This is a genomic window from Serratia sp. CY29653, from assembly GCF_052169255.1.
In the GTDB taxonomy this organism is placed as follows: domain Bacteria; phylum Pseudomonadota; class Gammaproteobacteria; order Enterobacterales; family Enterobacteriaceae; genus Serratia; species Serratia sarumanii.
The window spans coordinates 134,293-159,536 of sequence record NZ_JBJNLC010000004.1; the positions used below are offsets into that span (position 1 = coordinate 134,293).

The 25,244-nt window shown below is 61.9% G+C and carries 28 protein-coding genes; 5 read left to right on the forward strand and 23 right to left on the reverse strand.

Going from position 1 to position 25,244, the window contains the following annotated elements:
* Nucleotides 1-72: 72 nt before the first annotated feature.
* From ndk to trmJ, 12 genes are all read right to left on the reverse strand, one after another.
* Complete coding sequence (gene ndk, locus ACJ8HN_RS18805) at nucleotides 73-498, reverse strand: nucleoside-diphosphate kinase (RefSeq protein WP_004941424.1); 426 nt, start codon at nucleotides 496-498, stop codon at nucleotides 73-75.
* A 162-nt stretch (nucleotides 499-660) separates the two neighbouring features.
* Nucleotides 661-1,491, reverse strand: a complete 831-nt coding sequence (gene sseB / locus ACJ8HN_RS18810; RefSeq protein ID WP_033635596.1) for an enhanced serine sensitivity protein SseB — start codon at nucleotides 1,489-1,491, stop codon at nucleotides 661-663.
* Nucleotides 1,492-1,580: 89 nt separating this feature from the next.
* Entirely contained in the window at nucleotides 1,581-2,876 is a 1,296-nt protein-coding gene (gene pepB, locus ACJ8HN_RS18815) for an aminopeptidase PepB (protein ID WP_060453057.1), read from the reverse strand.
* 223 nt (nucleotides 2,877-3,099) lie between these two features.
* The gene (gene iscX, locus ACJ8HN_RS18820) at nucleotides 3,100-3,300 is read right to left on the reverse strand and encodes a Fe-S cluster assembly protein IscX (protein WP_006327336.1); all 201 of its coding nucleotides are present in this window, start codon (nucleotides 3,298-3,300) and stop codon (nucleotides 3,100-3,102) included.
* Nucleotides 3,301-3,332: 32 nt separating this feature from the next.
* Nucleotides 3,333-3,668 (reverse strand): ISC system 2Fe-2S type ferredoxin, encoded by a 336-nt coding sequence (gene fdx, locus ACJ8HN_RS18825; protein ID WP_004941417.1) that lies wholly within the window; start codon nucleotides 3,666-3,668, stop codon nucleotides 3,333-3,335.
* Nucleotides 3,669-3,670: 2 nt separating this feature from the next.
* On the reverse strand, nucleotides 3,671-5,521 hold the full coding sequence (gene hscA / locus ACJ8HN_RS18830) for a Fe-S protein assembly chaperone HscA (protein WP_060442838.1): 1,851 nt from the start codon (nucleotides 5,519-5,521) through the stop codon (nucleotides 3,671-3,673).
* Between the two features lie 38 nt (nucleotides 5,522-5,559).
* Nucleotides 5,560-6,081: a co-chaperone HscB gene (hscB, locus tag ACJ8HN_RS18835; protein WP_442523816.1), complete on the reverse strand. Its 522-nt coding sequence runs from the start codon at nucleotides 6,079-6,081 to the stop codon at nucleotides 5,560-5,562.
* Between the two features lie 62 nt (nucleotides 6,082-6,143).
* The gene (gene iscA, locus ACJ8HN_RS18840) at nucleotides 6,144-6,467 is read right to left on the reverse strand and encodes an iron-sulfur cluster assembly protein IscA (RefSeq protein ID WP_004941410.1); all 324 of its coding nucleotides are present in this window, start codon (nucleotides 6,465-6,467) and stop codon (nucleotides 6,144-6,146) included.
* 54 nt (nucleotides 6,468-6,521) lie between these two features.
* Complete coding sequence (iscU, locus tag ACJ8HN_RS18845; protein ID WP_033635600.1) at nucleotides 6,522-6,908, reverse strand: Fe-S cluster assembly scaffold IscU; 387 nt, start codon at nucleotides 6,906-6,908, stop codon at nucleotides 6,522-6,524.
* 24 nt (nucleotides 6,909-6,932) lie between these two features.
* The gene (gene iscS, locus ACJ8HN_RS18850; protein WP_016929764.1) at nucleotides 6,933-8,147 is read right to left on the reverse strand and encodes a cysteine desulfurase; all 1,215 of its coding nucleotides are present in this window, start codon (nucleotides 8,145-8,147) and stop codon (nucleotides 6,933-6,935) included.
* Nucleotides 8,148-8,201: 54 nt separating this feature from the next.
* Nucleotides 8,202-8,696, reverse strand: coding sequence for a Fe-S cluster assembly transcriptional regulator IscR (gene iscR / locus ACJ8HN_RS18855; protein WP_004941404.1), 495 nt, complete (start codon nucleotides 8,694-8,696; stop codon nucleotides 8,202-8,204).
* A gap of 193 nt (nucleotides 8,697-8,889) precedes the next feature.
* Nucleotides 8,890-9,624, reverse strand: coding sequence for a tRNA (cytosine(32)/uridine(32)-2'-O)-methyltransferase TrmJ (gene trmJ, locus ACJ8HN_RS18860; RefSeq protein ID WP_025303916.1), 735 nt, complete (start codon nucleotides 9,622-9,624; stop codon nucleotides 8,890-8,892).
* Between the two features lie 119 nt (nucleotides 9,625-9,743).
* Here trmJ and suhB point away from each other — a divergent pair, with 119 nt between their 5' ends.
* Nucleotides 9,744-10,547: an inositol-1-monophosphatase gene (gene suhB, locus ACJ8HN_RS18865; RefSeq protein ID WP_004941400.1), complete on the forward strand. Its 804-nt coding sequence runs from the start codon at nucleotides 9,744-9,746 to the stop codon at nucleotides 10,545-10,547.
* A gap of 55 nt (nucleotides 10,548-10,602) precedes the next feature.
* Here suhB and ACJ8HN_RS18870 read toward each other — a convergent pair whose 3' ends face one another.
* Together ACJ8HN_RS18870 and ACJ8HN_RS18875 are read right to left on the reverse strand one after the other, a co-directional pair.
* Nucleotides 10,603-11,625, reverse strand: a complete 1,023-nt coding sequence (locus ACJ8HN_RS18870) for a nickel/cobalt transporter (RefSeq protein ID WP_442523817.1) — start codon at nucleotides 11,623-11,625, stop codon at nucleotides 10,603-10,605.
* Nucleotides 11,616-12,251: a DUF1007 family protein gene (locus tag ACJ8HN_RS18875; RefSeq protein WP_033651572.1), complete on the reverse strand. Its 636-nt coding sequence runs from the start codon at nucleotides 12,249-12,251 to the stop codon at nucleotides 11,616-11,618. The genes ACJ8HN_RS18870 and ACJ8HN_RS18875 overlap by 10 nt, the downstream gene beginning before the upstream one ends.
* A 182-nt stretch (nucleotides 12,252-12,433) precedes the next feature.
* Between ACJ8HN_RS18875 and csiE the strand changes: the two genes are divergently transcribed.
* A complete protein-coding gene (gene csiE / locus ACJ8HN_RS18880; RefSeq protein WP_442523818.1) occupies nucleotides 12,434-13,699 on the forward strand; it encodes a stationary phase inducible protein CsiE in 1,266 nt (421 codons plus the stop codon).
* On the opposite strand, the gene ACJ8HN_RS18885 is transcribed toward csiE, so the two are convergent.
* The gene (locus ACJ8HN_RS18885) at nucleotides 13,700-14,845 is read right to left on the reverse strand and encodes a 3-phenylpropionate MFS transporter (protein ID WP_033654288.1); all 1,146 of its coding nucleotides are present in this window, start codon (nucleotides 14,843-14,845) and stop codon (nucleotides 13,700-13,702) included.
* A 557-nt stretch (nucleotides 14,846-15,402) separates the two neighbouring features.
* Here ACJ8HN_RS18885 and ACJ8HN_RS18890 point away from each other — a divergent pair.
* Genes ACJ8HN_RS18890 through ACJ8HN_RS18900 form a run of 3 tightly spaced genes read left to right on the forward strand, consistent with a single transcriptional unit; the run spans nucleotide 15,403 to nucleotide 17,066 of the window.
* On the forward strand, nucleotides 15,403-15,774 hold the full coding sequence (locus ACJ8HN_RS18890; RefSeq protein ID WP_071540641.1) for a TIR domain-containing protein: 372 nt from the start codon (nucleotides 15,403-15,405) through the stop codon (nucleotides 15,772-15,774).
* Nucleotides 15,775-15,783: 9 nt separating this feature from the next.
* Nucleotides 15,784-16,776 carry a caspase family protein gene (locus tag ACJ8HN_RS18895; protein ID WP_071540640.1) on the forward strand — a complete coding sequence of 331 codons (993 nt, stop codon included), beginning with the start codon at nucleotides 15,784-15,786 and terminating at the stop codon, nucleotides 16,774-16,776.
* An 8-nt stretch (nucleotides 16,777-16,784) separates the two neighbouring features.
* Entirely contained in the window at nucleotides 16,785-17,066 is a 282-nt protein-coding gene (locus ACJ8HN_RS18900) for a hypothetical protein (protein WP_071540639.1), read from the forward strand.
* 35 nt (nucleotides 17,067-17,101) lie between these two features.
* On the opposite strand, the gene ACJ8HN_RS18905 is transcribed toward ACJ8HN_RS18900, so the two are convergent.
* The 8 genes from ACJ8HN_RS18905 to trbE are packed head-to-tail and all read right to left on the reverse strand — an operon-like array spanning nucleotide 17,102 to nucleotide 25,234.
* Nucleotides 17,102-17,323: a DUF2274 domain-containing protein gene (locus tag ACJ8HN_RS18905; RefSeq protein WP_033938303.1), complete on the reverse strand. Its 222-nt coding sequence runs from the start codon at nucleotides 17,321-17,323 to the stop codon at nucleotides 17,102-17,104.
* On the reverse strand, nucleotides 17,320-18,612 hold the full coding sequence (locus tag ACJ8HN_RS18910) for a TrbI/VirB10 family protein (protein ID WP_033938305.1): 1,293 nt from the start codon (nucleotides 18,610-18,612) through the stop codon (nucleotides 17,320-17,322). Before ACJ8HN_RS18910 ends, ACJ8HN_RS18905 begins: the two co-directional genes overlap by 4 nt.
* Nucleotides 18,613-18,614: 2 nt before the next feature.
* Nucleotides 18,615-19,619 (reverse strand): P-type conjugative transfer protein TrbG, encoded by a 1,005-nt coding sequence (gene trbG / locus ACJ8HN_RS18915; protein WP_033938307.1) that lies wholly within the window; start codon nucleotides 19,617-19,619, stop codon nucleotides 18,615-18,617.
* On the reverse strand, nucleotides 19,616-20,320 hold the full coding sequence (gene trbF / locus ACJ8HN_RS18920) for a conjugal transfer protein TrbF (RefSeq protein WP_033938308.1): 705 nt from the start codon (nucleotides 20,318-20,320) through the stop codon (nucleotides 19,616-19,618). The genes trbG and trbF overlap by 4 nt, the downstream gene beginning before the upstream one ends.
* A gap of 18 nt (nucleotides 20,321-20,338) precedes the next feature.
* Nucleotides 20,339-21,724: a P-type conjugative transfer protein TrbL gene (trbL, locus tag ACJ8HN_RS18925; protein ID WP_058201252.1), complete on the reverse strand. Its 1,386-nt coding sequence runs from the start codon at nucleotides 21,722-21,724 to the stop codon at nucleotides 20,339-20,341.
* The gene (locus tag ACJ8HN_RS18930) at nucleotides 21,721-22,047 is read right to left on the reverse strand and encodes a hypothetical protein (RefSeq protein WP_033938311.1); all 327 of its coding nucleotides are present in this window, start codon (nucleotides 22,045-22,047) and stop codon (nucleotides 21,721-21,723) included. Before ACJ8HN_RS18930 ends, trbL begins: the two co-directional genes overlap by 4 nt.
* A gap of 11 nt (nucleotides 22,048-22,058) precedes the next feature.
* A complete protein-coding gene (gene trbJ, locus ACJ8HN_RS18935; RefSeq protein ID WP_033938313.1) occupies nucleotides 22,059-22,790 on the reverse strand; it encodes a P-type conjugative transfer protein TrbJ in 732 nt (243 codons plus the stop codon).
* On the reverse strand, nucleotides 22,787-25,234 hold the full coding sequence (gene trbE / locus ACJ8HN_RS18940) for a conjugal transfer protein TrbE (protein ID WP_033938314.1): 2,448 nt from the start codon (nucleotides 25,232-25,234) through the stop codon (nucleotides 22,787-22,789). The genes trbJ and trbE overlap by 4 nt, the downstream gene beginning before the upstream one ends.
* Between the last annotated feature and the right edge of the window lie 10 nt (nucleotides 25,235-25,244).

Genomic DNA, 25,244 nt, shown 5'->3' on the forward strand with positions numbered 1-25,244 from the left:
CTGAAAGGCATTCAGGGCATTTTTATTGTATCAGCCGGTGAATGCCTGGTTATCAGCCAAGAAACGGCACGATTAACGTGCGCAGATTTCGCTTTCGTTGAAGAAGTAAGCGATTTCGCGCTGTGCGGATTCAACGGAATCGGAACCGTGAACGGCGTTAGCGGTGAAGCTGTCCGCGTAGTCGGCACGCAGGGTACCGGCCAGCGCGTTGTCCGGGTTGGTTGCGCCCATGATGTCGCGGTTGCGCTGCACGGCGTTTTCAGATTCCAGAACCTGCACCATGATTGGGCCGGAGGTCATGAACTCAACCAGACCGTCGAAGAATGGGCGGCCTTTGTGCTCAGCGTAGAAGCCTTCAGCTTGCTCGCGAGTCAGACGCAGCATTTTAGCGGCGATGATTTTGAAACCGGCGCGCTCGAAACGAGCGTAGATAGCGCCGATGTCGTTGTTGGCTACAGCGTTTGGTTTAACGATGGAAAAGGTACGTTCTACGGTCATGATGGCCTCTGTATGACTTCCAAAACAGGCCGGTCTGCAATGTTGCCGGCCTTCTCAAGTGGCGCAGATTATATGTGCGCCGTTAACGCTTGCCTACGGGAAAAACAACATTTCATTAAAAAAATATGATCTTCATGATTCATTTTCGACCACGCGGCGGCGCTACTGGGTCTTGTCGGTAGACGGGATCAAATTGCGCAGCCAACTGCCCCAGCGGCGCTGATAAAACGGCTGCGTATGGGAGATCAGATAGTGGCTGATGCCGCGCTCGTTCTCCGACACCAGGCAGAAATCCACCGGTTCGTCGTTCGGCGCCGTTTCGCTGGCGACGCTGCCGGCCTCGTTGATCAACGCCTCGATCTCCGCCGGCTCGGCGTCCACTTCCAGCCCGATCAGCAGATTCGGCTTCTCGTCCGCCGCCTGATCGTGCATCAGCGCCAGAAACGCGCGGCGCACCGGCTTGCGCTGGCTGAACAGCGTGGTCAACGCGTCCACCATCGCCGACGGATACTCTTCGGGCTGCCCCAGCAGGATTTGGGTCTCTTTATCGACGTAATGCTCCACCGGTTTGACGACGCCGCCGGTCGCCAGCAGCATCGCCACCTCTTCCGGATAGAACTCCTTGCCGTACTCCGCCTTCGGGTTGAGGAACAGATCCGCACCCTGGGTGATTTCGAACAGCACCCGCGCCGGCATGGCGATGAACGGCTGTTCGTCCTCAACAGCTTTCTGCAGCGCTTCCAGCGAGGTGAAGAACGGAATGATGCTGCCGCCGTCCTGCTTCTCCCAATGCTGGATATTGACCGGCGTATCCGCGTTCAGCGCGATGTCGCCGTCCTGCTGCACCTGCTCGCTGTCGCCGAGGATCAGCACCGTGGCGTCGAGCAGTTCACGGAAGAACGCCGGGCGGTGGGCCGGCTCCGTCACCGCCAGCTTCAGCAGGCGTTCAAGTTCGTTCTCGCTCGGGGCGGCATCGTGATGATGGGCACTCATGACAAACTCCAGGGATCAAATAGCGAGGCCCAGCATGCTGGGCCCCGAAGATAATGCGCATTCTAGCGCCCGACGCGGCGGGCGTTCAATTATTTGGCTTTGCTCAGCAGCAGGTTGGCCAGGGTACGCACGCCCAGACCGGTCGCGCCGGCCGACCACTGCTCCACCGCGCCTTTGCGGTAGGTGGCGGAACAGTCGATGTGCAGCCAGCCTTGTTGGTAATTCTTGACGAAGTGCGACAGGAAGGCCGCCGCGGTGCTGGCGCCGGCGGTGTAGGCCGGGCCGGCCACGTTGTTCAGCTCGGCGAAGTTGGACGGCAGTTGGCTGCGGTGGAACTCGGCCAGCGGCAGACGCCAGAACGGCTCTTGCTCGGCGGTGGCGCTGTTCAGCAGCTCCTGCGCCAGCGCGTCGTCGAAGCTGAACAGCGCATGGTAGTCGTTGCCGACCGCGGTTTTGGCGGCACCGGTCAGGGTGGCGCAGTCGATAATCAGCTGCGGGTTCTGCTCAGAAGCGTCGATCAGGCCGTCGGCCAGCACCAGGCGCCCTTCCGCATCGGTGTTCATCACCTCGACGGTTTTGCCGTTGCGGTAGCGAATGATGTCACCCAGTTTGAAGGCGTTGCCGCTGACCATGTTGTCGGCGCAGCACAGGTACAGCTTCACGCGCTGCTTCAGGCCGCGCGCCGCCGCCAGCGCCAGGGCGCCGGTGATGGTGGCCGCGCCGCCCATGTCAGCCTTCATCGAATCCATAAAGGCGCTCTGTTTCAGGCTATAACCGCCGGTATCGAAGGTGATGCCCTTGCCGACCAGGCAAGCGAACACCGGCGCGTCCGGGTTACCGGTCGGGTTGAAGTCCAGCGCCAGCAGCACCGGCGGGCGCTCGGAACCGCGGCCGACGGTGTGGATACCCGCATAGTTCTGCTCGCGCAGATCTTCGCCCTTGGTAATGCGATAGCTGACAGCATCGCAGCCGACGTCGCACATCAGATCGACGGCACGGGTCGCCAGTTGCTCCGGCCCCAGCTCTTCCGCCGGCATGTTGATGGTGTCACGTACCCAGTCGACGATCTTCAGGCGCTTATCCAGCTCCTGACGTGCGGCTTCCGGCAGCTCGGCCCATTCGACGTTGCGTTGCCCTTTCGGCCCGCGGTAACCCTGCCAAAACGCCCAGCTGTTTTCCAAGTCCCAACCGTCGCCGGCGAGTTTGACGTTTTTGATGCCCTGACCGTCAATTTTGCGGCCCGCACGCTGGATCGCGCCCAGCTTGTCGGCGCCGGTCAGGTGGATGGTCATCCCTTCGCCGTTGGTGCTGAGCAGCGCTTTTTCGCCCCAACGGGCATCGGCAGGTTGTTGCGACAGCGTGACCTGCATGAATTCTGTTGTCATAGCCTTCTTACTCCGGATGTTCCCTTTATTATTTCATTAGGGCTTTATTGCATACCCTATGGATTTCAAATTGCAGCTAGGCGCCCAGCGATCTCATCCCCAGGAGCTTACTCAGGTAAGTGACTGGGGTGTGATCGTGCAGGTAACAACGCTGCGGTTTGAAAGACGACGGGTATGTCGGATACAAAATAAACGGGCCGCCCATGGCAGCCCGTTACGCTATTTACTCCGCTTCATCTAACCAGACCAGCAGGATCGCTTCCAGTATTTTTTCGTTGGAAGCCTGCGGATCGTCGTCGAACTCTTCCAGATCGCAGATCCACTGATGCATGTCGGTAAAACGCACGGTTTTCGGATCGGTGTCCGGGTATTGGTCGTACAGGGCTTCGCCGATTTCTCGGCTGTCGGTCCACTTCAGTCCCATTATGATCTCCGGGTTGGCGCTGCGGCTAACAATTAATGCTCACGCGCGTGGTTGACGGTGTAGCGCGGCATTTCGACCACCAGATCTTCGTCGGCAACCAGCGCCTGGCAGCTCAGACGGCTTTCCGGCTCCAGCCCCCAGGCTTTGTCCAACATGTCGTCTTCCAGCTCGCTGCTCTCTTCCAGCGAATCGAAGCCTTCACGCACGATGCAGTGGCAGGTGGTGCAGGCGCAGGATTTCTCGCAGGCGTGCTCGATTTCAATGCCGTTGCGCAGCGCAACGTTGAGGATCGACTCCCCTTTTTCGGCTTCCAGAACCGCCCCTTCCGGGCAAAGATCTTGATGGGGCAGGAAAACAATTTTAGGCATGGTTAAACCTCATCCACAGAATGGCCAGCCAGCGCGCGGCGAATGGAAGCGTCCATGCGGCGCGCGGCAAAATCTTGCGTTTGTGCATCTAATGTTTTGATGGCGTCTTCGATAGCGGCGGGATCTTCCCCCTGCACCGCCTGCTGCAACGCCTGGGTCGCGGCGGCGATCGCCTGGCTTTCCGCCTCGCTCAGCAGCGCGGCGTCGGTGGCCAGCGCGCCCTGCAGGCTTTCCAGCACCCGCGCGGCTTCCACGCGTTGCTCCGCCAGCTTGCGCGCGCCCACGTCGCTTTGCGCGTTGGCCATCGAATCCTTGATCATGCCGGCGATTTCGCTGTCCGACAGGCCATACGACGGCTTGACCTGGATCGACGCTTCCACGCCGGTGGATTTCTCCATCGCGGTGACGCTCAGCAGACCGTCGGCATCCACCTGGAAGGTGACGCGAATGTGCGCCCCCCCGGCAGGCAGCGGCGGCAGGCCGCGCAGCGTGAAGCGCGCCAGCGAACGGCAATCCTGCACCAGCTCGCGCTCGCCCTGCAGCACGTGGATCATCATCGCGCTCTGGCCGTCTTTGAAGGTGGTGAACTCCTGCGCACGCGCCACCGGAATGGTGGTGTTGCGCGGGATCACTTTCTCCACCAGGCCGCCCATGGTTTCGAGGCCCAGCGACAGCGGGATCACGTCCAGCAGCAGCATGTCGCTGTCCGGCTTGTTGCCCACCAGGATGTCGGCCTGGATCGCGGCGCCGATGGCGACCACTTTATCCGGATCGATCGACGTCAGCGGCGTGCGGCCGAAGAAGGCCCCCACCTGCTCACGCACCAACGGCACGCGAGTGGAACCGCCGACCATCACCGCTTCCAGCACCTCGTCGGCGGCGACGCCGGCGTCTTTCAGCGCGCGGCGGCAGGCCATCAGCGTACGTTTCACCAGCGGAGCGATCAGCGCTTCGAACTGGGCGCGGGTCACCTCACCCTGCCAGCCGGCCACCTCGACGCGCACGCTGTCGGCATCACTCAACGCGATTTTAGCGGCGATGGCGGCGTCCAGCAGCTGGCGCTGCACGCCGTGGTCGCTGCGATCGGCCACGCCGGCCTGCTCGCGCAGCCAGTCGGCCAGCAGGTGATCGAAGTCGTCGCCGCCCAGCGCGGAATCGCCGCCGGTGGCCAGCACTTCGAACACGCCGCGGCTGAGGCGCAGAATGGAGATATCAAAGGTGCCGCCGCCCAGATCGTAAACCGCGATCACCCCTTCCTGGCCGGAGTCCAGCCCGTAGGCGATCGCCGCCGCGGTCGGTTCGTTCAGCAGGCGCAGGACATGCAGGCCGGCCAGACGCGCCGCGTCTTTGGTGCCCTGGCGCTGCGCGTCGTCGAAGTAGGCGGGAACGGTGATCACCACGCCATCCAGCTCCCCTTCCAGCGCCGCTTGCGCGCGCGCGGACAGGGCCCGCAGGATATCGGCGGAGACGCCGACCGGGTTAACCGGACCGGCGGCGGTGACGATCAGCGGCAGGCCGTTGTCGCTGGCCTGGAATTGATACGGCAGGTTCGGGTAACGCTGCTGCACGTCCGCCAACGAGCGACCCATCATGCGCTTGATGGAGCTGACGGTATTGGCCGGATCCTGCGCCGCCTGTTGGCGCGCCTCCCAGCCGACGCGCTGCGCGTCCGCCTGATAATGCACCACCGAAGGCAGCAAATGGCGGCCCTGTTCGTCGGCCAGCGTTTCCGCTTGCCCGCTGCGCACCGTGGCGACCAGCGAGTTGGTGGTGCCTAAGTCGATGCCGGCGGCCAAGCGTCGCTGGTGCGGCGCGGCGCTGAGGCCAGGCTCACTAATTTGTAATAAGGCCATGTTGAAGCTTCCACAATCAGAATCAGAATCAGAAGGTGTTACTCAAAACCCAGCAGTTTTTCTTCGAGTTGTTCAACCTGTTGCTGGAGTTTGTCCAAAAAGCGCAGCTTGCGCACGGTGTCGGCGGCGTCCGCCCACTGCTCGCCGTCCAGCTGCTGCAGCATCAGCGCACTGCGCTGTTTGATGGAGGCGGTCAGCCGCGCGCCGAAATCGGCCAGCAGGCTTTCCGCCTCCGGCTTGCGCTCAATGGCGTCGAGCTCTTCGCGCAGCTCCAGCTGTTCCATCAGAAACGCGGTGTCGCGCATCGTATGCTGTTCGTTGCCCAGATCGAAGCCGTGCAAAGATAGCATATACTCCGCGCGTTTTAACGGGTGCTTCAGCGACTGGTAGGCTTCGTTGATGGTCGCCGCCTGCTGCAACGCCATCAGGCGTTCGCGCTCCGGCTGGTTGGCGAAACGATCGGGGTGAAATTGGCGCTGCAGATCCTGGAAGCGGGACGCAAGCAGGCTGCCGTCCACGGTGTAGCGAACTGGCAGCCCGAATAAAGTAAAGTAATCCATAGCGTGCTCTGGGCGTTAGCGGATGAAGTTCCCCCGCCGAAACGGGGGAGCACGATGGACTGTCAGACGTTGAAACTCTCGCCGCAGCCGCATTCGCTTGAGACGTTCGGGTTGTTGAACTTGAAGCCTTCGTTCAGGCCTTCCTTAACGAAATCAAGCTCGGTGCCGTCAAGGTAAACCAGGCTCTTGCCGTCGATGATCACCTTGATGCCTTTGTCTTCAAACACGATGTCGTCATCGTTGGCTTCGTCAACAAATTCCAGCACGTAGGCCATTCCGGAGCAGCCGGAAGTTCGCACTCCCAGACGCAGGCCGAGACCCTTGCCGCGGTTCGTCAAAAACGCCTGAACACGCTGCGCAGCGCTGTCGCTCATGGTAATAGACATCACAACCTCACACTTCAAATCAAAGCCCGGCGTGGCCGGGCCGACTCAGACAAATTACTCGGCGCTATGCTTGCTCTTATAGTCGGCAATCGCTGCTTTGATGGCGTCTTCAGCCAGGATCGAGCAGTGAATTTTGACCGGCGGCAATTCCAGCTCTTCGGCGATCTGGGTGTTTTTGATCGCTTCAGCCTGATCGAGCGACTTGCCTTTCATCCATTCGGTCACCAGCGAGCTGGAGGCGATGGCGGAACCGCAGCCGTAAGTTTTAAAGCGCGCGTCTTCGATGATGCCTTCATCGTTAACCTTGATCTGCAGCTTCATGACGTCGCCGCAAGCCGGCGCCCCTACCATGCCGCTACCGACGGTAGGATCTTCGTTGTCGAAGGAACCCACGTTGCGCGGGTTTTCATAATGATCGATTACTTTTTCGCTGTAAGCCATGACCTTGCTCCTGAAACCTGAGAATTAATGATGCGCCCATTCGATGCTGTTGATGTCCACGCCCTGCTTGAACATCTCCCACAGCGGAGACAGATCGCGCAGACGGCCGATGGATTTACGCACCAGTTGAATGGTGTAGTCGATCTCTTCTTCCGTGGTGAAACGCCCCAGGGAGAAACGGATCGAGCTGTGCGCCAATTCATCGCTCATGCCCAGCGCGCGCAGCACGTAGGACGGCTCGAGGCTGGCGGAGGTACAGGCTGAACCGGAGGAAACGGCCAGGTCTTTCAGCGCCATGATCAGCGATTCGCCTTCAACGTAGTTGAAGCTGACGTTCAGGATGTTCGGTGCGCCGTGCTCCAGATCGCCGTTCAGATACACTTCTTCCATATCTTTTACGCCGTTCCACAGACGATCGCGCAGGGTGCGCAGACGCGCCATCTCTTCGGTCATCTCTTCTTTGGCGATGCGGTAAGCTTCGCCCATGCCGACGATCTGGTGGACAGGCAGGGTGCCGGAACGCATGCCGCGCTCGTGACCGCCGCCGTGTACCTGCGCTTCGATGCGGATGCGCGGCTTGCGGCGCACGTACAGCGCGCCGATGCCTTTCGGGCCATAGATTTTGTGGCCGGAGAACGACATCAGGTCGACTTTCAGCTTGCTCAGATCGATAGGCAGTTTGCCCACGCTCTGGGTGGCGTCAACGTGGTAGATGATACCGCGCGCGCGGCACATTTCGCCGATCGCTTCGATGTCCTGCACCACGCCGATTTCGTTATTGACGTGCATGATGGAGACCAGAATGGTGTCATCGCGCAGCGCCGCTTCGAGATCCTGCAGGCTGATAATGCCGTTGCTCTGCGGCGCCAGATAGGTCACTTCGAACCCTTCGCGCTCCAGCTGACGGCAGGTGTCCAGCACGGCTTTGTGTTCGGTTTTGCTGGTGATGATGTGCTTGCCTTTTTTCTGGTAGAAATTGGCAGCGCCTTTGATCGCCAGGTTGTCGGATTCGGTCGCCCCGGAGGTGAAGACGATTTCGCGCGGATCGGCGCCCACCAGTTCGGCGATTTGGTTACGGGCGATGTCTACCGCCTCTTCCGCCTGCCAACCGAAACGGTGGGAACGGGAAGCCGGGTTGCCGAAAGTGCCGTCCAGGGTCAAAAACTGCATCATCTTCTCAGCAACGCGCGGGTCAACCGGCGTCGTTGCTGAGTAATCCAGATAAATCGGTAATTTCATTGCTCTTGTGCTCCGTACATCACTTCCAAAAACTAAAATAATTTCGCCAGCTGCTTATGCGCGCAGATTAACGTTGATAGTTTCTTGCGGACGACCGTTGGCCGTGCGGCGCGTATCGTTGTTTTGACGATCCGCCACCACCAGCACTTCCTGGTTGTTGACCAGTTCTGCCAGCGTAATGTTGTTCAGGAACCCGCTGATGCGCTCGCTCAGATCGCGCCACAGGGCGTGGGTCAAGCAGCGATCGCCGCCCTGACAGCCTTCTTTGCCCTGGCACCGGGTTGCATCTACCGATTCATCGACGGCAGTGATGACAGCGCCAACGGCGATCTCACCCGCGTCTTTACCCAGCAGATAACCACCGCCCGGGCCGCGCACGCTGGCCACCAGGCCATTCTTGCGCAGACGGGAGAATAATTGTTCCAGATAAGAGAGCGAAATACCCTGGCGTTCGGAAATGTCCGCCAGTGGCACCGGCCCTTCCTGGGAATGCAGCGCTACGTCGAGCATAGCGGTTACGGCATAACGGCCTTTGGATGTCAGTCTCATAGCTCAATGGTTACCTGTTGGTCAAATATGGCCGAAAGTCTGACATTCCTGAGTAAAACAGTCAACTATTTAACCTAGTAATTGACTCAAGTATTAGCACGTTTTGAACTTAGCAAGAACAAAGGTATATAAAATACATGTTATAACCTTTGGATAACTAATACTATTGTCACCCGCCGCTATACCACATCAATTAATTACCTTGATGTTTATCCTGTTTCTCGATCGACGTCAGCATGCCGCGCAGGATATTCAGCTCCTGCCCTTCCGGGCGCGCGCGGGTGAACAGCCGACGCAGGCGGCTCATCACCTGGCCCGGATGGGACGGGCGAATAAAGCCGGTGCGCTGCAGCGTCTGCTCCAGGTGCTGATAGAAACGCTCGAGGTCATCCACCAGCGGATACGGCGTCTCTTCCAGCTGCGGCGCGCCCGCCTGTTGGCGATCGAGGTAAGCCACGCGCACTTCATACGCCAGGATCTGCACCGCCATCGCCAGGTTCAGCGAGCTGTAGTCCGGGTTGGCCGGAATGGCGACGTGGTAGTGGCACTTCTGCAATTCATCGTTGGTCAGCCCGACGCGTTCGCGGCCGAACACCAGCGCCACCGGCGCGTGTTCGCCCTCGTGCACCGCGCGCACGCCGCATTCACGCGGCTCCAGCATCGGCCACGGCAAGGTGCGAGAACGGGCGCTGGTGCCCACCACCAGGCTACAGCCGGCGATGGCGTCATCGAGGGTGTCGACGATAGTGGCGTTGCCGATCACGTCACTGGCGCCGGCGGCCAGGGCGATGGCCTGAGAATCGGGTTTGATCAGCGGATTAACCAGATAAAGGTTGGTTAAACCCATGGTTTTCATGGCTCTGGCGGTCGAGCCCATGTTGCCGGTATGTGAAGTCTCTACCAGAACAATGCGGATATTGTGCAGCATACAAACTCTGAGCGTGGCGGAAAATCGCAGCATCTTAACACAGCCGTAGGCAATTTGCCGAACAGCTGCTATACTTCGCGCCGTTTCCTGTTCTTTAACATCCTAGTTGGAAGATACCCATGCATCCGATGCTGACTATCGCCGTGCGCGCTGCGCGCAAGGCCGGTAACCTGATTGCCAAAAACTACGAAACCCCGGACGCTGTAGAAGCGAGCCAGAAAGGGACCAATGACTTCGTCACCAACGTCGATCGCGATGCAGAGCATCTGATCATCGACGTCATCCGCAAGTCTTATCCGCAACACAGTATCGTGAGCGAAGAACGCGGTGAGCTGATCGGCGAAGATCGCGATGTGCAATGGGTGATCGATCCACTGGATGGCACTGCAAACTTCATCAAACGTTTCCCTCATTTCTCCGTTTCCATCGCCGTACGCATCAAAGGCCGTACTGAAGTGGCCGTGGTTTACGATCCGATGCGCAACGAACTGTTCACCGCCACTCGCGGCCAGGGCGCACAGCTCAACGGCTACCGCCTGCGCGGCACCAACGCCAAAGATCTGGATGGCACCATCCTGGCAACCGGCTTCCCGTTCAAGGTCAAACAGCACGCAACACCTTACATCAACATCGTCGGCAAGCTGTTCACCCAGTGCGCGGACTTCCGCCGCACCGGTTCCGCCGCGCTGGATCTGGCCTATGTGGCCGCCGGCCGCGTAGACGGGTTCTTCGAAATCGGCCTGAAGCCGTGGGATTTCGCCGCGGGCGAACTGCTGGTGCGTGAAGCCGGCGGCCTGGTGACCGACTTCGTCGGCGGCCACAACCACTTCAGCTCCGGCAACGTGGTGGCAGGCAACCCGCGCGTAGTGAAAGCCATGCTGGCCACCATGCGTGAAGAACTGAGCGAAGCGCTGAAGCGTTAATCGCCAGAAGCGAATCGAAAAAAGCGCTGCCGATGCAGCGCTTTTTTTATGCCCGTTAGCGGGAGAAGGGCCGGATGCCACCGCCGAATTCCGGCTGCGCGCTGACGTACAGCAACAGCCCGGCGGCCAACAGGATCAGGCCGCCGGCCAGCGCCAACGCCCCCCAGGCCACCGCGCTCCAGGCGGCGGGCGCGCGCGAACGGCTGAGGCGCACCGCCAGCCGGCGGCTGTAATGCACCAGCAGTGCCAGCATCGAGATGGTCAACGAGGTGCCGAACGCCATCGCCAGCGCGGAAATCACGCCCCAGCCGAACACGCCGATCACCTTGGAGAACAGCAGCACCAAAATCGCCCCCGAACAGGGGCGCATGCCCATCGCCAGCACGATGGCGGCCTGAGTGCGCCAGTCGCTTCCCGCCTGCAGCTCGCTGTCGCTCGGCAGATGCCGGTGGCCGCAGCCGCAGTGGGCGCTGTGCACATGATCCGCCGCCAGCGGCGTCAGGCTGTTGATGCGCAGCGCCGGCGCCGGGCGCATCGCCTTGATCGCCGCAAACAGGCGTTTCAGCGCGCGCCAACTCAGCAGCACGCCAAGCAGCATCACCAGAATAAAGCTGCCCTTCTCCAGCCAGAAACTGCTTTGGTGCAGCTGGCGCGAAGAGAGCTGCAATACCACCAGCATCAGCGTGACCAGCGCGATCGCTACCCCACCCTGCACCAGCGAGGCGGCGAAGGTCAGCTTCAGGCTGCTTTTCAGCCGCGCCGGATGGGTAGCCAGGTAGGTGGCGATCACCACTTTGCCGTGGCCGGGGCCGAGCGCATGCAAGACGCCATAGCCGAGGCTGAACAGCATCAGCGCCAGCCCGGCCTGCTGCGGCGCGGCCTTCACCTGCTGCAACAGCCCCGCCATCTGCTGGTGCAGCGCTTTTTGCCACACCACGCTCTGCATCAGCAGCTGCGGCCAATAGTGCCACGCCAGCAGCGCGGCGGCCGCCAGCGCCAGCGTGAACGGCAGCAGCGGCCACAGGCCGAAGGCCCAGTGGCGCCGGCTCGTCGTCGGTTGCGAGAGATTTAACGACATTGCAGCGTCACCCGCTGGGCGAACTGCTGCCCCAGCGCCAGGTCTTCGCCGGGCGAGTCGTTCTTGTCGAGCGACAGCGCATAGGCCTGCAGCGACGCATTCGGCTTCGGCGTCATCAGCTTGTAGCTACACAGCTGCGCCATCTCCGGCGGCAGATGCAGCGCATTTTGGTCTTTATAGGTCATATCCACAAAATAAGTCGGATCGTAAGTCGAAAGTTCGAACGGCTTGCCCGCCAGCGGCTGCGGCTCGGCCAACGGCAGCACGAACTCCAGCACCGCCTGGTTGCCCTGACGCGACAGGTGATATTCACTGGGCAAGTTCAGGTATTTCACCGGTTTGCCGTCGCGGTAAAGATCGGTGAAATAGTGCTGCCCCAGCACGTTGGCCATCACTTCCGCCGCCAGCTTTTTCCACACTTCCGAATCGCTCTTGGCGTTTTTCGCATCGTAGAGCAGATCCGCCGAGGTGATTTCATCCATCACCCACACCATTTTCAGGCCGACCAGCCGCTGGTCTTTGGCGACGAAGGTGGTATTCATGTCGATAAAGCTGTGCGGATGAGCGATCGCACCGGCGCTGAACACGGCGCCGAAGGCAGCCAAAAGACGACGTAACTTCATCATTATCCTGTCTTACCTGCATTTGTTATAACGTAACACAAATAGATGCCTAACGGCCCGCCTCTCCCGGCGATATTTGTGACGAAAGTTGTAAGCCGAAGTAAAAGCCGCGCGGTAATCCTGCCGTCACAAAGCCTTTTGCTATGCTTAGGCATAATCGCAACCTTTTATGCCGGAAGGTGATAATGAGCCTGGACACCTCTCCCGTGCCCGAGCTCTCCGGACAACAACGGCGCTGCCATCTGCTGCTGATGCTGTACACGCCGGAGCCCGAGTTACAGCTGGAGACCCTAAGCCGAATCAACGGCGTCGCCCCCCCGATAACCCGGCAAGATATAGCCGAGGTGGCCAGTGAAATCCAGCGTTTCCATCACCTGGAGATCGCCGTCGATCCCGACCATGGCTACCAACTGCGGGGCAGCGTGCTCGACCAACGCCTGTGCCTGATCCACTGGCTGCGGCGGGCCCTGCGCTGCAGCCCGCGGTTTGTCGAAGGCGATTTCGCCCCGCGCCTGCGGCAAGCGCTGGCGACCGATGCCGCCCCGGCGTCTGCGCTGGCAGAGGCGATCGACGCCTGCGAGCCGCTGCTCAGCCGCCACTTCGATGCGCGCGACCGCCAATTCCTGCAGCATTACCTGCTCTACTGCGCCTGGCAAAATCGCCTGCAGCAGCATCCGCGTTTCGACGCCGTTCAGCGCGACTGGCTGCGGAAAAAGCCGGAACAGCAAGCCGCCGCCTGGCTGCATCAGGCCTGCAACCGGCTGTTTAACCAGCCGCCGCAGGCAGACGAGCGCGATTTTTTGGCGCTCACCTTCACCATGTTGAAAAATCACAGCTACCACAGCAACGACTCAGCGCAAGAGCGGAGATTGATGGCGGCGATCGACAACATGGTTGAGCGCTTCCAGCAACTTTCCGGCATGGCCTTCAGCAGCAAGGCGGAGCTGGTCAGCCAGCTGTTCGCCCATCTGGCGCCGGCGCTGGAGCGCTGCCGTTTCGCCATCGGCATCGACAATATGCTGCTGGAAGAAGTGGTGCGCAAATACCCGCGGCTGATGCGCACCACGCAGGAAGCGCTGAAACCGCTGGAGCAGGAGTACGGCGTGCATTTTTCCAACGAGGAGGCGGGTCTGGTGGCCATCAGCTTCGGCGCCTGGCTGATGCAGGACAACGCGCTGCAGGAAAAGCAGGTGCTGCTGCTGACGCTGGACAACCCGCAGCTGGAAGAGGAAGTGGAATATCAGATCCGAGAGCTCACGCTGCTGCCGCTGAACATCAAGTACCTGCCGCTGAGCGACTATCTGCGCAGCGGAGCGCCGCAGGGCATCACGCTGGTGATCACCCCTTATGCGGCGGTGCACAGCGATCCGCACCCGCCGCTGGTCTATACCGAACTGCCGCTGGAAACCCGGCAGCGCCAGGCGATCCGCGCGCTGCTGGAAGCCCCTTAATCAGCGGCTGACGCTGACCGCCGGCGGCCGGATGAACAAGGCCGGCACCGCGACCGCCGCCATCACCCAGAATACCCCGCCCTGCCAATGTTCGAACAGGAACCCGGCAATGACTGTCATGACGGCGATGCCGCCGCCCATCGCCAGCGCCGAATACACCGCCTGCAGTTGGATCACCTCTTGCCCCTGACGCGCGGCGATAAAACGCATCGCCGCCAAATGGCAGACGGTGAAAGTGCCGCAGTGCAGGATCTGGATCAGCAGCAGCCAGCCCAGCTCGGTGCTGTAGGCCATCAGGCTCCAGCGCAACACGCCGCAGCAGGCGGAGAGCAACAGCAGGTTGCGCGCATTCCAGCGGCGGAACAGCACGTTGCTGCTGGCGAAAATAATCACCTCCGCCACCACGCCCAGCGACCACAGATAGCCGATGGTCGAGGCCGAATAGCCGGCCTCCTGCCAGTAAATGGAGCCGAAGCTGTAGTAGCCGGCGTGCGCCCCTTGCAGCAGCGTGACGCACAGCAGGAAGCGCCAGACCGGCCCTTCTTTCAGCAGCGCCCACAGCGAACGTTCGGTTCCGCTGTGCGTGCGCGCTTCGCCCTGCGGCATGACGCTCGGCTTCAACAGCATGCCCAGCAGCATCGCCAGCACGCTGAAAATCAGGCTGTAGAGAATGGCGTTATGGCCCCACACCGCTACCAGCTGCCCGGTCAGCGCCGAGCCGATGACGAACGCCAGCGAGCCCCACAGCCGCACCCGGCCGTAGTCCATACGGATCTGCTTTTGCCAGGTGGCGGCCAACGCGTCGGTCAGCGGCACCAGCGGCGAGAAGAACAGGTTGAAACCCGCTATCACCAGCATCAGCCAACCCCAGCCGTTGCCGAAACAGAAACCGACCGCAAAGGCCAGGGTCAGCAGCGCCAGCAGCCGCAGGGCGGAGACTAAATGAGAGGGATCTTTAACGCGGGGCGCAATCAGTAAGCTGCCGAGGAAGCGGGCCACCAAGCCGGCGCCGAGCAGCATGCCGATGGTTTCGGGCGCGATGCCCTCGCCTTTCAGCCACACGCCCCAGAACGGTAAGAAGATGCCATAGGAAAAGAAGTAGGTGAAATAACTGAGCGCGAGCCAACGCGTGGATTGCAGAACCATGATCCCTCCGGAGTGAGGGCAATACTTTGACAGAGCTCACACCGACCCGCAATCTTCATTCCACTTCAATGCGTTAGAGTGCCAGACAGCTCACAGTTTGCCGCGAGCGGCCACAAAAAAGGGCCGGTGTCAAGCCCTTCGTGCAAATCACGCGAGGCTTGAAACCATATACGGGGCAATAGGTTAGCTCTGTTTCGTGCCGCTTGCAGGGGATGCGGCGTTGTGGGCTGGGAGCCACATGAGAGCCCTGGGAAAGCAAGCCGGGTCGCGCTGTAGCGGTGACGATTGCCAAGGGACGGTGGGCTTATTCGGTCATCATAGCCCAATGGTTGGCTGCGCTCCAGAACTAAGAACGTGCAGCGTTGGCGGAACCTTCAAAGGATGGCGGTAGCCCCGAACCCTAATCAACAGCTTGACCTGAGCCGGCGAGATCGGCTTTGACTTCTGCTCCAATGCATAAAAAGTGTCCGCAACACCGTTTGAGGGACATGCAACAAGGTGTATAGTCAAGAGCAGCAAAAGTTCACTGTATCTTTCCGGTCACCATAGGGGGAAAAATGGCTGATAAAAAAGTAGTTTTCATTGCATTCGCTATCGAGGACGAGAGGCAGAGGGATTTCCTTAAAGGACAATCGTTGAGTCCACGAGCTCCTTACGAATTTGTAGATATGTCGGTTAAAGAACCGTATGACAAGGATTGGAAAGATCGCGTCCGCACTCGCATCAGACGGTCTCACGGTGTAATAGTGCTGGTGAGCAAAAATTCTCTCAATTCAAGCGGTCAGAAATGGGAAATTCAATGCGCCAAAGAGGAAAATAAGCCGATTCGTGGAATCTGGGCCTATTCGACAGATCGAACACAAATTTCTGGCGTTACCACTTATGCGTGGAGTGACAAGAATATTAGCGATTTTATCGACTCGCTATAGGTCAAGGTCATGCGCAAAGCACTAATAGTAGGGATTGATCATTACGCAAATATAAATTCCCTCAGCGGCTGCGTTAACGATGCCCACTCTGTCAAGGCGGTTTTGGAGCGACACGCCGATGGGACTGTCAATTTTGCAACTCCCCGAGTGATAACTGGAACAGGTCCAGCCGACATTGTTGAAAAGCATTTCCTCAAAGATGCTGTACGAGAGCTTTTTAGCGGCGATGCAGATATTGCGCTGTTCTATTTTGCCGGGCATGGATACATTGAGGATACCGGCGGCTTCCTTTGCGCAGGAGATTGCAGAACGGGCGATGATGGACTTGCTTTGTCGGAAGTTATGACTCTAGCCAACAACTCTAGGGCAAAGAATAAAGTCATTATTCTGGACAGCTGCCATAGTGGTATTGCAGGAGACACCTCGAATCTGGCCGGATTTGCTGAAATAAAAGAAGGAACAACAATCCTCACTGCATCAACAGCAGAGCAATATGCCATGGAAGCTCCGGGCGGCGGCTCTGGTGTTTTTACAAACTTATTTGTTGATGCGCTTGGCGGGGCTGCTGCGAACCTTGTTGGCGATGTTACCCCAGGTAGCGTCTACGCTCACATTGATCAATCACTTGGCCCATGGGCGCAGCGTCCTGTATTTAAGACAAACGTTAAAACTTTTGTTTCTCTAAGGAAGGCTGCACCTCCAATTGGCCTGGCCGATCTCCAGGCCATAATAAGGCATTTCCCGAGTGCAGATTATCAATTACCCCTAGATCCCTCATATGAGCCGGAACGCTCCGAGGAACAGCGCAATGACCCAACCATTCCAGCGCCCAATCCAGTGAATAACGCTATATTCGCCATCCTTCAGCGATATGTAAAAGTTAATCTTGTTCGGCCTGTTGGCGCACCCCATATGTGGCACGCTGCCATGCAGAGAAAAGCTTGCGAGTTAACAGTGTTAGGTCAGCATTATTGGAATCTCGTAAAAGAAGGCTTAATATAGGTCTTGAAATGACAGACAACTTATCTCTATTGTCACGCAAAGATCTCATAGAGAAACTAGCCGCTATTGAACATGAACGCTGGGCTCATTGGCAAAGCTATCTGCATGAGCAATGTGTGCGTCAAGAAGATGGCTCGCTTATAATTCCCGCCAAGCTTGCAGAGCGTTGGGAAAAGCAAATAGCCACCCCATATACAAGCCTAAGCGATGAAGAGAAAAATAGTGATCGAGAGCAAGTTTATAGGTACTTGCCAGTTATAGAGTCAGAGCTAAGCTCGGATTGGAGATGAGTTCCGAGTCCTCTTAAGATGCTAAATTTATATATCTATTTTCGGATTTTCCTGAATCCCCGATCCCCCGCCATGAAGGCTTCCAGCATGTGCGGGATCAGCGTCGCTGCATCGACAGATTCGCCATAGGTTTGCGCATGGAGCTGCGCATAGCGGTCGAGTTCGTCTTTCAGACTGGCCGGGCATGTAAAAGTCAGCTTGACGCTGCTGCTGGACGGCAGCGGCCCCAGCCGCAATTTCTTGGTTGGCGTGCTCATCGTGATGTTCCTCGATTGAACATGAGCGGCTGGTAGGGGCGAAGCGTCAAATCGCGCGCAACGATGATCCGCACCGGCAGGCCCGGCCGACTGGTCAAGGTCGGCTGGATGTTCATGTTGCGGCGGGTCATCTCCTGGCCGACCTGATTGATGCTGTCCTGCGCGCTGTCGCGCCCGGCGATGATGATGCGATCGCCGTCCTGACGGTTCTCCGGCGCGGCCAGTTCGGCGCCGACGCCCAGCAGCGTCGTCAGCGCCGCCCCGGCGAAGATGCGGCCCCAGTGGTAGTCCACGTCGTCTTCCAGCCCGGCATAGCCGGCCGGATCGGTGCCCACCAGGTTGTCGAGCGTGAGCGAAGACGTGTCCGGCAGGATGATCCGGTTCCAGACGACTTGAACGCGGCTCTGCCCGTAGCTGACCTGGCTGTTGTAGCGGCCGAGGATGCGCGAACCCTGCGGGATCAGCAGGAACTTGCCCGTGGCCGTGTCATAGACCGGCTCCGTGACCGTGGCGATCACGTCGCCCGGCAAGTCTGACTTGATGCCCGTCACCAGCGCGCCGGCGATCACCGTCCCGGCCATGACCTGATACGGCGAAGCCGGCAGGGTCAGGTTGCCGGAATTGCGGGTTTCCGTAGAAGCGCCTTGCAGGAACGCCTCCTTCTGTTCCTGCCGGTTCTGTACGGTGGTCGGATCGGCGGGCTGGGCCGCCGTCGAGGCCGGCCCGGCCGCCATCGGATCGAAGGCCGCATTGGCAGAGAAGCCCGGCGCAGCGGCGACCTGCGACTGCGCCACCGGCACGGCGCCTTGCGTGCCCGTGCGGAAGAACACCGACGATGCGGCCGCTTCCTCGGCCTCCTTCAACCGGGCCAGGCGCTCGGCCTCGGCCGGGTCGTGGCCTGGCGGCGCGTAGCCGACCGTCGGCTGCTGCTGTGCATTGACGATGGCCGGGCCAAGATCGCCCGGCAGCGGCGGCCCAAGTTCCGGCATCTCGGGCGGCAAGGCGGGCGGCAGTTGGGAATAGTCGGTCGGCAGCCGCTCCAGTCCTTCGGAGCGCGAAACGCGATCGACGTTGTACAGCTCGGTGGATTCGCCTGCGCCGCGCCGCTGCGGTTGCAGCGACCACATCAGCGCGCCCAGCACCGCCACCGACAGGCCGCCGGCGAGGATCGCCAGCACGCGCCGGTTCAAGCGCGTGACCGGGCGCGGCTGGGCGCGCAGCGCCACCGTTTCCGGGGCCACCTTGTCCGCCTGCGGGATGGCAAGGTCGGGAGTGTCGTCCTGGCTCATGCTCAATTCCTCCGCGCCACGCCGTCGGTGCGCTCGATCCGCACCACGTCGCCCTTGTCCCCACCCAGGCGCAGTTCGGCCGCGCCGAACAGGCGATCCACGATGTAGTACGGCGAGCGGAAACGGTAGTTCACCAGTTGTCCGTCACCTTGCGCGCCGATGACGAACAAGGGCGGCAGCTCACCCTGGGCGATGCCGGCCGGGAACTGGATATAGACCTTCTCGCCGTCATCGAAGGCGCGCAGCGGTTTCCACGACGGTTTGCCGCCGCTGATCGCGTAGCGGAAGCGGATGCGCTCCAGCGACAGGCCGGCATCAACCGGCGCGGCGGCGTTGGCCGCCTGTGCCTGGCGCTGCAACGCCAGCATCCGGTCGCGCGGGTAGTCCCAGGAGACGGATGCCATCCACGCGCGCTCGGTCGAGGTCAGCTCCAGCAGATAGGTGCGGCGATTGGTGGTGATGACCAGATTCGTCTTGAGGCCCGAACGCACGGGCTTGACCAGCACATTGACGCGCAGCTCGTCGCCGGCACCGCTGGATGTGTCGCCGACGATCCAGCGCACGGTGTCGCCGGCGGCCACCGTCACCAGTTCCTCGCCCGGCTGGAGCGAAACCACGGTCACACGCCCCGGCGCGGCATAGACCTGATAGAGCGCGCCATCGGTGAAGGGCCAGACTTGAATCGCATTGACGTAGCCTTCGCGTGTGGGCGCGATGCGCGCCTCTGCATTGGCCTTCGACACGCGCACGGTCTCGTCGGCCGGTTCCGGCGCGGGCTTGGCCTCGTCCACCTCCGGCAGCGGCTTTAGCTGCGCCGGCAGCGCCAGCGGCTCGGGAATGGCAACAACCTCCACCGGCTGGGGCGGTTCGGGCAGCGGCTGGGCCTGCACCGGCTCATCGAGCGAGATGGTTGGCGGCGGCTTGCCCTGAGTGGCGCAGCCCGAGAACAGGACAGTCGAGGCCAGCAGGATCAACGGCAAAGCGTAAAAGCGGAAAGGCAGGTTCATGGCTTGGCTCCTTCGGAAGAATCCAGTTCGCGGCTCCACGACAGGCCGTTGACGTAGATACCCAGCGGGTTCTTGCGCAGGCGCTGCTCGCTGCGCGGGGTTTGCAGGACGGTGGAAAGCACCGCGTTCCAGCGTTCGGTGCCGGCGGGTGCGCCGTTGACGTACCGCTGTTCCGTCCAGCGGACGTTGAACGAGGCATCGCTCGCGCGCGTGACGCTGGTGATCTGCACCGTCACCGACTCGCGGCCGACGCGGGCGAACGGATCGTTCTTGCTGGCGTAATCGTTGAGCACGGCCGCGCCGCGGTCGGTGGTGTAGTCGTAGGCATCGAGCCAGTTCTGCCGCACGACGATGGGGTCGATGGACAGCGAGCGCACCAGACTGACGAAGTGCGCCAAGTGGTAGGCGATCTGCGCATCAGCCGGCTTGTATGGCGTGGCGGCCTCGCCGACCGCACGCACTTGTCCGGCCTGATCGACCTCGATGACGTAGGGCGTCACGATGGACTGCGCCGAGCGCCAGACCAGGCCGCCGGCCATCAGCAGCGCCAGCACCAGGCAACCGAAGGCCATCAAACGCCAGTTCTTCGCCTGCACGCGGGCCGAGCCGATGCGCTCGTCCCACACCTGGGCGGCGGCTTGATACGGGGTGGCAGGCTGCGGCGTATCGGCATAGCGCACCTGCGGTCGCTTGAATCGCATAAGGGTTCTCCTTGGTGGTCAGGTATCGGAATCGCGCAGGCTCGGGCCTTGCCCCGAGCCGCCGCCGTCGCCACCGCGAAGCGTGTGGGCGGCGGTGGTCGCGGCATGGGTGATCTGCTGGCGGCGGTGCATCCGCTTGGCCCAGGCGGGCTGCTCTTGCTTCTGCGAGCCGGCGGCGCCGTCCGCGCCGTCGCCTGCGGCGGATTGGCCGGACGCGGCCCCTGCGCCGTCATCGCCCGAAGATCCGTTCCAGCCGGAACGGAAGGAACTGGTCATCTTCTGCCCGGCGGCGGACGCGCCCGACGCGGCACGGCGGCCAGCGGCCTGTGCGCCGGTCTTGGCGATGTTGCCAAGACCAGCCGCCGCGCCTTTGGCCCCGCCGCCCGCAGCGGCGGAGCCGGCCTGGAACGCCGACCGGGCGCTGCCTGCCGCCGACGTGGCGGCACGCGCCCCAGCGCCGGCCAACTTGGCGGCGGCTGGCGCCATGCGCGCCCCGGCTGCTACGGCACCACCTACGCCGGTCGCGGCGGCACCGATGGCAACGCCCGTGCCGACAGCGCCGACAGCGGCACCGGCCATCGCGCCCGCGCCAAGCTGCGGCGCACCGGACACCAGGCCCGTGGCGATGCCGGGGCCGAAGATGCCCAGTGCCAGCAGCGCGAGCGAGGCCAGCATCACCACCAGGGCATGGTCGATGGAAGGCTCATCCGGCACGGTCTGGAATTCGGCGAACAGCCCCGAGCCGATGCCGACGATCACGGCCAGCACCAGCACCTTGATCCCGGCCGATACCACGTTGCCCAGCACCTTCTCGGCCAGGAAGCTGGTCTTGTTCCACAAGGCGAACGGCACCAGCACGAAGCCCGCCAGCGTGGTCAGCTTGAACTCGATCAGCGTGATGAAAAGCTGCACGGCCAGCACGAAGAAGCAGAGGATGACGACCAGCCACGCCAGGAACATCACCACGATCGGGTCGATGTTCGTGAACACTTCGGGGAAGCCAGCCATGTCGCCGATCTGTTCCAGAATCGGCGCACCCGCGTCGATGCCGGTCTTCGCCAGCCGCCCCGGTTGCAGGAAGTTCTCCATCGTGATGGCCGAGCCGGTGGCCGTAATCCCCAGGCCGGCGAACGAGCGGAACACGATGCCGGCCAGCCAGTTGAAGTTGCCGATGATGTAGGCGAACGCACCGACGTAGAGCACCTTGCGCAGCAGCTTGGCGATCACGTCCTCGCCCTGGCCGGTGGCGTGGCTCATGGCCCAATACAGGCCGGCGATGGTCATGTCGATGACGATGAGCGTGGCGGTCAGGAACGCCACTTCGCCTTGCAGCAGGCCGAAACCCGAGTCGATGTAGCGCGAGAAGGTATCGAGGAAGCGGTCGATGATGGTCACGTCGTTCATGGCGTGTCCTCCGGTGGGGCGAGCGGCGCGTTGCCTTCTTGCATGTCGTCGTCGGGTGTATCGAAGCTCGGCGGGATTGGCGGCAGTTCGGCCAGCGAGTCGTACTCGTCCGGCCCGGTATGGCCTGCGAAGAAGCGCTGCCGGAAGGCTTCGGCGGCGGCGCGGCAGGCGTCCTCGCCCACGGCCTGCCGGTCAGCCGCGCATTGCCCGCGCAGCGCCTTGAGCCGCACGGGATCGGCGGCCAAGGCGTCGGCCAGGTTCTCGGCCGGCTGCTGGCCGCAAGCGGTCAGCAGCACGGCCAGCAGGACACAAGCGCATCGCATGGCCGCCTCCGTCAGTTGTTGGGGTAGAAATTGACGGACTGCGGCGTGTACGACGTGCCGGTGCCAAGGAAGCGCCTGCGCACTTCGCGGGCGCGCTCGGTGGCCGCCGCCTGCCGCGCGAGTTCCAGCGAAGCGGCCCGGTCTTGCGTGATCTGGAGCTGCTGCGCCTGGATCGACTGCTTGGCCTGGAGCGCGAGAAGCTGGTTGGTCGCCTGCATGGCTTGCAGCGCGCCGGTGGCCGACTGGCTCTGGCTCACGAGGTCGGCCAGCGCGCTTTCGTCCTGCGCCAGGTTCTGCGACACCTGGGCTTGCATCCGCATCGCGGTGTGCAGGCCGTTCAAGGTGTTCTGCCAACGCTCGCGGGCGTCCTGCGCCATGCGGTCGCCGCTGACGGTGGCGGCGTACTGCTCGGGATAAAGGCGGGCGAACTCCCGATCCATGTTCGTCACGTCGTAGGCCAGTCCCTGTGCCTCGGCGATCAGGCGTTCGGTGGTGGCCAGCGTAGAGCGCAGCCGGTTGACGATGTTGAAGTCGAGATTCGCCAGGTTGCGCGCCTGGTTCATCAGCATCTGCGCTTCGTTCTGGAGCTGGTGGATCTGGTTGTTGATCTGCTCCATCGTGCGGATCGCCGTCAGCGTGTTCTGGACGAGGTTGGTGGGATCGACCACGACCCATTGCGCCTGGACGGTAGAGACGGTGCAGAGCATGGCCGCGACAGTGGCGGCGAGAAGACGCTTTTTCATGGCTGGTTCTCCGATAGTTGGGACAAGAAGGAAGCAGCCGCCGGTGCGGACGGCAGCAGGTCGGCGGCCCAGTCGAGGCCGCGATGGCGCAGCCACGCGCCCGCGAAGCCGGGAGCGCCGGCTTGTGCAAGCACGCGGTCAATGTCGCGTTGGTCTTGGGGGGTGGATGCGCCCGCGAAGGCGAGCGCCACCGGCCCCAGGTCGAGGTCGAACAGGCGGTTGCCGAGGCGCGACTGGTAGTAGTAGTCGCGCTTGGGCTGCGCGGTGGCGACGATCTCGATCTGACGGCTGTTGAGCCCGAAGCCTTCGTAGATCGTGCGAATCTGCGGCTCGGTCGCCTGCGGATTCGGCAGGAAAATCCGACTCGCGCAGCTCTCGATGATGGCTGGCGCGATAGTCGAATCCTTGATGTCGGCCAGCGATTGCGTGGCGAAGATGACGCTGACGTTCTTCTTGCGCAGCGTCTTGAGCCATTGCCGGATGCGGGCGGCGAAAGACGGCTCATCGAGGAACAGCCAGGCTTCATCGAGGATCAGCAGCGTGGGTGCGCCGTCGAAACGCTCATCGAAGCGGGCGAACAGGTAGCGCAGCACTGCCTGCACAGCGGCGGGGCTGTGCATCAGTTCTTCCATCTCGAAGCCCTGCACGGCGCCGAGGCCAAGACGGTCGGCGTCCGCGTCCAGCAGCTTGCCGTGCGCGCCGCCGAGCACATACGGGGCGAGCGCCTGTCGCAGCGCGTTGGATTGCAGCAGCACGGAAAGCCCGGTCATCGTGCGCTGCTCCACCGGCGCCCCGGCCAGGCTGCCCAGCGCCGACCAGATCGCCGCTTTCTCGTCCGGGCCGACGGTCACGCCTTCATGCAGCAAGCGGCCTTCCACCCATTCGGCCGCCCAGGTGCGGTAGCCCTCATGGTCGATGCGCGCGAGCGGCTGGAAGGCAATGCCGCCATCGGCGCCCAGGTCGTAGTGTTCGCCGCCCAGGCCGAGGATGGTGGCGCGCATCGAGCGGCCCATGTCGAAGGCAAAGACCCGCGAGCCGAAGTAGCGGCGGAACTGCAAGACCAGCTTGGCGAGCAGGACCGACTTGCCCATGCCGGTCGGGCCAGCGACCAGCGTATGCCCCACGTCGCCGATGTGCGTCACCAGCCGGAACGGCGTCGCGCCATCGGTGCGCGTCACGATCATCGGCGGCCCGTCGAGGTGATCGTTCTTCTCCGGCCCGGCCCACACCGCCGACAGCGGCATCATGTGCGCCAGATTCAGCGTCGAGACGATGGGCTGGCGCACGTTCGCATAGGCATTGCCGGGAATGGACGACAGCCACGCATCGACGGCATTGAGGGTTTCGGGGATGGTGACGAAGCCCCGGCCCTGGATGACGCGCTCCACCATGCGCAGCTTCTCGTCGGCCAGGGTCGGGTCGGCATCGAGCACCGTCACCGTGGCGGTGAGATAGCCGAACGCGACCTGATCGCTGCCCAGCTCCTGCAAGGCGGCGTCGGCGTCGGCCGCCTTGTTGCTGGCGTCGGTATCGACCAGCGGGCTTTCCTGCTGGAAGATGGTTTCGCGCAGCAGCGCCACCACGTTCTTGCGCTTGGCGAACCACTGACGGCGCAGGCGGCCGAGTTCCTTTTCCGCCTCGGCCTTGTCCATGCAGACAAAGCGCGTGCTCCAGCGGTAGCCAAAGCCCAGGCGGTTGAGGTCGTCCAGAATCCCCGGCCAGGTCGAAGTCGGAAAGCCACGCACCGACACCACGCGCAGGTGCTGGTCGCCCAGCACGGGCGCCAGGCCACCGACCAGCGCGGAGTCGGCCAGCAGCGCGTCGATGTGAAACGGCACTTCGGGCACGCCCACGCGGTAGCATCGTGTCGAGACGGTCGCGTGCAGATAGGTCAGCGTTTCAGCGTCATCGAGCCAGGCGATTTCCGGCATCACGCCATCGAGCAGGTCGAAGACGCGATCGGTTTCCGCGATGAAGGTATCGAGCCGGCCACGCCAGTCCACACCATCGCCGGGCGAGTTCTCGTAGAGCAGCTTGGCAGCGCGGGCGCGCGATTCCTCGGGCGGCAGGTACGCGAGCGTCAGGTGATAGCCACTCTCGAAGTGATGCCCCGATTCCTCGAAGGCCGCGCGGCGTTCTTCATCGACCAGCCAGGACAGTGGCTCGGGGAAGTCGGAATGCGGATAGTCCGCCGCCGGCCGGCGCTCGGCCTCGATGAACAAGGCCCAGCCCGACCCCAAGCGGCGCAGCGCGTTGTTGAGCCGCGCCGACGTGGCGATCAACTCGCCCTGCGTAGCGCTGTCCAGATCAGGTCCGCGAAAGCGCGCCGTGCGCTGGAAACTGCCATCCTTGTTCAAGACGACACCCGGCGCGATCAGCCCGGCCCAGGGCAGCCAGTCGGCCAGCAGCGCGGGCCGCTGGCGGTATTCGGCAAGGTTCAGCATGGCATCCCCC